The sequence below is a fragment of the Achromobacter sp. Marseille-Q4962 genome (assembly GCF_943737005.1).
GTDB lineage: Bacteria > Pseudomonadota > Gammaproteobacteria > Burkholderiales > Burkholderiaceae_B > Achromobacter.
The window spans coordinates 1-5730 of sequence record NZ_CALSFU010000058.1; the positions used below are offsets into that span (position 1 = coordinate 1).

3 protein-coding genes and 1 tRNA gene are annotated in these 5730 nt (G+C 64.1%); 1 reads left to right on the top strand and 3 read right to left on the bottom strand.

Annotation, left to right across the window (positions count from 1 at the left end; genetic code table 11):
- Positions 1-456: 456 nt before the first annotated feature.
- From NGJ44_RS22895 to NGJ44_RS22905, 3 genes are all read right to left on the bottom strand, one after another.
- Positions 457-1566, bottom strand: coding sequence for a site-specific integrase (locus NGJ44_RS22895; protein WP_251866014.1), 1110 nt, complete (start codon positions 1564-1566; stop codon positions 457-459).
- Between the two features lie 134 nt (positions 1567-1700).
- Positions 1701-1785: transfer RNA gene (locus NGJ44_RS22900), tRNA-Leu, on the bottom strand.
- Positions 1786-1895: 110 nt separating this feature from the next.
- Positions 1896-3290 carry a uracil-xanthine permease family protein gene (locus NGJ44_RS22905; protein ID WP_053244151.1) on the bottom strand — a complete coding sequence of 465 codons (1395 nt, stop codon included), beginning with the start codon at positions 3288-3290 and terminating at the stop codon, positions 1896-1898.
- 147 nt (positions 3291-3437) lie between these two features.
- Between NGJ44_RS22905 and htpG the strand changes: the two genes are divergently transcribed.
- Positions 3438-5330 (top strand): molecular chaperone HtpG, encoded by a 1893-nt coding sequence (gene htpG / locus NGJ44_RS22910; RefSeq protein ID WP_053244150.1) that lies wholly within the window; start codon positions 3438-3440, stop codon positions 5328-5330.
- Positions 5331-5730 lie beyond the last annotated feature (400 nt).

Here is a 5730-nt window from a genome sequence, read left to right on the forward strand (position 1 = left end):
CTCGGGTCCATCGGGTATATTCCTCCTGCGCAGGCTGAAGAACGCTATCTCCGTACCAACTCTGACTCTGTGCCGATGAACGCTGTACTTTAACCAAACAGCCTCCTCGATTCCCGGGGCAATTCAATTTTGATGCCGTCAGAAAGAGAGAAAGCGAATTGGAGGATGCCGGCATTGATTTCGACGTCACCCCCTCGGCTCGCATTGGTTGGTGCTCGACAGCAACCACGATTGACCTGATTGCGCCGCTTGAGGTCCGTTCCGAAACGGACGTTCGCGCTCTGGCCGCATTTGCCAAGCGCTTAGTGAAGCGGGAGGTAGCACTCGCTGATGAGTGGCCCGGCTACTTCTATGGGGGCGCAGCCTGGCTTGCAGAGTCGGCCGTGCGTTCTGGTGCTCAACAACGTCTCGACCGGGAGTGAGACGGCAAGGCGCGAATGAGGAACCTATGCCAGCTTATTGGCTTTCCGGTTTTCTGGTCGTTTGCTCGTAGGCGCGTGCGGCCGCGATGCGGTCCAGCTTCTGCACCAAGTCTTCGGCGCGAAGATGCGTATAGCGTTTGAGCATCTGCATCGACTTGTGGCCGCTGATGGCCGACACTTCCTGATCGCTCAAGCCGGCTTCCACGAACCGGCTGACAGCCTCGTGCCGCAGGTCATGAAAGCGGAAGTCCTCAAGGCCCGCCGCTCGCTTGGCATCTGTCCATGCTTTATCGAACAGGTAGGGGCGTCGTATGCCATCCCGGCCGGGTTCGCCAAAGAACACCAATTCGGTTTCAGCAGGTCGCACGGGGTTTGCAAGCGCCTCGGTGAACACGCGCGTTGCCTCGGCCGTCAGCGGGACGGTACGGGGCGACGAGTTTTTAGTGTGCTCCAGCCGAACGACGCGCCGCTCGATGTCCACTTGCCGAATGCGTAGCGTGGCAATTTCAGACAGCCGCATGCCGGTCTGAACGGCAATGCGGACAATCCATCCGAACATCGGGTTCGAGTGCTTATCCACGGCTTGCAGCAGGCGGTCTTGTTCTTCCGGGGTCAATCGTCGGTTGCGGCCAGAGCCGGGAGCCGGGCGGCGAATGTTGGATACCGGATTGAAGGGCAGGCCAATGCCCCATTCCTTGATCGCGACGGTAAACAGATGGCCCAGCAGCGCCAGTTCCAAGCGTACCGTGTTGTTACTTCGGGGCCGTAGCTTGCCGTTTTTGTCCGGGTCGCCGGCCAGTCGCGTGTCGCGGAACTGCGCAACGATCTCGGCGTTCAGGGCGGCCAGTGAATATTTGCCAAGGTGCCGGATGATGACCTGTGCTTTCTTGTGCTCGCCGGCTTGGGTCGAGGCCCGCTTGGTGGGCGTGACTTCCTTGAGGTAGCGGGTCAGCGCCGCTTCGACGGTCATGCGCTCGGCCGGTGCGCGCTGGATGTATACGCCGCGTACCATTTCGTCTTCGGTACGGCGCGCCCAGTCTTCGGCGTCCCGCTTGGTGCGGAACGTCTTGGCCGTGGCCGGCCAGCCTGTCTTGCGAATGAGGGCTTTCCAAGTGCCCGAGGAAGTCTTAACGATCGTAGCCATGAGTACTCCGTGTGGGGCTAGCGCCGCATCACTGTACCGAAACTGTACCTGACCACAATTTTAGGAAAATCCCCCGGTGCGGGGCTTGTACTGCGAAATCTTCTAATGGTTTGAATTAGCAGAAGATTTGGGGATGGTGCCCGGGGCCGGAATCGAACCGGCACGCCTTGCGGCGGGGGATTTTGAGTCCCCTGCGTCTACCAATTTCACCACCCGGGCAGGGAGGACGCGAGCGCGCCGGGCGGCGGCTGCGAAAGAGACGAAGACCGTGATTATATGCGGTTCTCCGATTTTCGCCAGGAAGCCCGCGCGGGCTTCCTGGCGGCGGGCTACTTCTTCTCGGGCAGGAACCAGTTCATGACCAGGGCGCAGATGCCGCCGGTGGCGACGCCGGACTCGAGCACGTTTTTCAGCGCGTGGGGCAGGTGCGAGAGGATTTCGGGTACCTGGGAGACGCCCAGGCCCAGGGCCAGGGAGACGGCGATGATGAGCAGGGCGCGGCGGTCGAGCTGGATGCCGGCGAGGATGTTGATGCCGGAGGCGGCGACGGCGCCGAACATGACCATGGCGGCGCCGCCGAGCACGGGCTCGGGCACGGCCTGGAGCACGCCGGCCACGGCGGGGAAGAGGCCGAGCAGGATGAGCATGCCGGCGATCCATACGCCGACGTGGCGGCTGGCGACGCCGGTGAGCTGGATGACGCCGTTGTTCTGGGCGAAGACGGAGCTGGGGAAAGTATTGAAGAGGCCGGCCAGCAGGGAGTTGGCGCCGTTGACGAGCACGCCGCCCTTGATCCGCTCCATCCAGACGGGGCCTTCGACGGGCTCCTTGGACACCTTGCTGGTGGCGGTGACGTCGCCGATGGCTTCCAGCGAGGTCACCAGGTAGATGATGAGCATGGGCACGAAGAGCGGCCAGGAGAAGTCCAGGCCGAAGTGCAGCGGCGTGGGCACCTGGAAGAGGGCGGCTTCGCGGGCGCCGGTGAAGTCCAGGCGGCCCATGGCGGCGGCGGCGAGGTAGCCCACGGCCAGCGCGAGGACGAGCGCGGTGCTGCGCACCCAGACGACGGGCACGCGGTTGAGCAGGATGATGGTGCCGAGCACGAGGCCGGAGAGGATGAGGTTGTCGGCGCTGGCGAAGGTGCCGTTGCCCATGGCGGCGTAGCCGCCGCCCATGCTGATGAGGCCGACCTTGATGAGGGTGAGGCCGATGAGCAGCACCACGATGCCGGTGACGAGCGGGGTGATGAGGCGTTTCACGAAGGGCAGGATGCGGGAGATGCCCATTTCGACGAAGGAGCCGGCGATGACGACGCCGAAGATGGCGGCCATGACGGCTTCGACCGGGGTGCCCTGCTTGACCATGACAGTGCCGCCGGCGATGAGGGGGCCGACGAAGTTGAAGCTGGTGCCCTGCACGATGAGCAGGCCGGCGCCCAGGGGGCCGAAGCGCTTGCACTGCACGTAGGTGGCGATGCCGGAGATGACCAGCGACATGGACACGATGAGGGTGGTGTCGCGGGTGGAGACGCCCAGCGCCTGGCAGATGAGCAGGCCGGGGGTGACGATGGGCACCAGGATGGCCAGCAGGTGCTGCAGGGCGGCCACGAAGGCGATGGGGGCGGCGGGCCGGTCGTCGGGTTTGTAGACCAGGTCGCGGACGCTGTCGGCGTCGGTGTCGGACGCGCCGTGGGGGGCGGGTTGGGTCAGGGTAGCGGGTTGCATGGCGGATGGCCGGCCAGGGGAAAACCCGCGATTTTACCCGGGCGGGGTCTTGAAAGTCTGGAGATGGCCCTCACGTACTCGGGGTTACCCAGGCCGGCCCGCCTGCCTGGCCGTATTTTGTCCCCAATTTTCAACTTGTCGAAGAACATGAGCCAGACCGCCACGACTCCCGAAACCCTGGGCTTTCAGGCAGAGGTGAAGCAGCTGCTGCACCTGATGATCCATTCGCTGTACAGCAACAAGGAAATCTTCCTGCGCGAGCTGGTGTCCAACGCGTCGGACGCCTGCGACAAGCTGCGTTTCGAGGCCATCGACCAGCCCGCGCTGATGGAGGGCGATGGCGAGCTCGCCATTACCGTGAGCTACGACAAGGCCGCGCGCACCATCACCATTTCCGATAACGGCATCGGCCTGTCGCGCGAGGAGGCCATCGCCAACCTGGGCACCATCGCCCGCTCGGGCACGCGCGAGTTCTTCGCCCAGCTCACGGGCGACAAGCAGAAAGACGCGCAGCTCATCGGCCAGTTCGGCGTGGGCTTCTATTCCTCGTTCATCGTGGCCGACAAGGTCACGGTGGAGAGCCGCCGCGCCGGCGGCGACGAGGCCGTCCGATGGGAGTCCGACGGCCAGGGCGAGTTCACCATCGCCGCGTCGGACAAGGCCACGCGCGGCACCGATGTCACCCTGCATCTGCGCCCCGACGAGGACGAGTTCCTCAACGGCTGGAAGCTGCGCGAGATCCTGCGCCGCTATTCCGACCACATCTCGCTGCCCATCCGCATGGCCAAGGAGGAGTGGGATGCCGAGAAGGGCGAGCAGGTCAAGAAAGACGAGCTGGAGACGGTGAACCAGGCCAACGCGCTGTGGGCCCGCGGCAAGTCGGACATCACCGACGAGCAGTACCGCGAGTTCTACAAGACCGTCTCGCACGACTACGACGACCCGCTGGCCTGGACGCACAACCGCGTCGAGGGCCGCAGCGAGTACACGCAGCTGCTCTACCTTCCCAAGCACGCGCCCATGGATCTCTGGGACCGCGACGCCCGCCGCGGCGTGAAGCTGTACGTCAAGCGCGTGTTCATCATGGATGACGCCGACCAGCTCCTGCCTTCGTACCTACGCTTCGTGCGCGGGGTGATCGACTCGGCCGACCTGCCTCTGAACGTGTCGCGCGAAATTCTGCAGGAAAGCCGCGACGTGCGCGCCATCCGCGAAGGCTCGGCCAAGCGCATCCTGTCGCTGCTGGAAGACCTGGCGGAGAATCGCAAGGAAGATTACGCCGCCTTCTGGAGCGAGTTCGGCCAGGTGCTGAAGGAAGGCGCGGGCGAAGACCGGGCCAACCTCGAACGCATCGCCAGGCTGATGCGCTTTGCCAGCACCCACACCGGCGAGCAGGCGCAGACCGTGTCCTTTGCCGACTACGTGTCGCGCATGAAGGAGGGCCAGGACAAGATCTACTACGTCACGGCCGACACCTTCGCCGCCGCCAGCAACAGCCCGCACCTGGAGATCTTCCGCAAGAAAGGCATCGAGGTGCTGCTGCTGTCGGACCGCGTGGATGAATGGATGCTCTCCTACCTGCGCGAGTTCGACGGCAAGCCGCTGGTGTCGGTGGCCAAGGGCGGGCTGGATCTCGCCGAGCTGGCCGACGAGGAAGAGAAGAAGCACCAGCAGGAAGTCGCCGAAGACTTCAAGCCCGTGGTCGAGCGCCTGCAGAAGGCCCTGGAAGACCAGGTGAAGGAAGTGCGCGTCACGCTGCGCCTGGTGGACTCGCCGGCTTGCGTGGTGGTGGGCCAGAACGAACTCAGCCCGCACCTGCTGCGCATGCTCAAGGCCGCCGGCCAGGAAACGCCCAACGTCAAGCCGGTGCTGGAGATCAACCCCGAGCACCCGCTGCTGGCGCGCATCCGCGCCGCCGAAGACGGCGAGTTCGAGCAATGGGCACGCCTGTTGCTGGACCAGGCCCTGCTGGCCGAAGGCGCGCAGATCGCCGATCCGGCGGCATTCGTTAAGCGGTTGAACGCGTTGCTGCTGAAGTAAGCCAGACGCGGGTATGAAGAAGAAAAGGCGCTCTTGAGCGCCTTTTCTTCGGTACGCCCGGCAGGGCGTACTCACCAGGAGGTGCAAGTCCTCAATCAGCCTGACGCCCGTGCGTGCCTCATCAAACGCTATGACCGCGTGCAGGGCGAGCAAGGCGAGTTGATGCGCATGCATCAGCTGGATCTGTGTTAGCTGGCCGGCAAGCCATCCGACATGAAGTACGAAGCGGATGGCGGGCCGTCGTTGGCGCAATGCCGCGCGCTGTTGGGCAGTGTGAATTGCCCCGGGAATCGAGGAGGCTGTTTGGTTAAAGTACAGCGTTCATCGGCACAGAGTCAGAGTTGGTACGGAGATAGCGTTCTTCAGCCTGCGCAGGAGGAATATACCCGATGGACCCGAG

Excerpts from the sequence above, each read along its gene's own strand:
- htpG (WP_053244150.1), top strand. The coding sequence starts at position 3,438 with ATGAGCCAGACCGCCACGACTCCCGAAACCCTGGGCTTTCAGGCAGAG.
- NGJ44_RS22895 (WP_251866014.1), bottom strand. The coding sequence starts at position 1,566 with ATGGCTACGATCGTTAAGACTTCCTCGGGCACTTGGAAAGCCCTCATT.
- NGJ44_RS22905 (WP_053244151.1), bottom strand. The coding sequence starts at position 3,290 with ATGCAACCCGCTACCCTGACCCAACCCGCCCCCCACGGCGCGTCCGAC.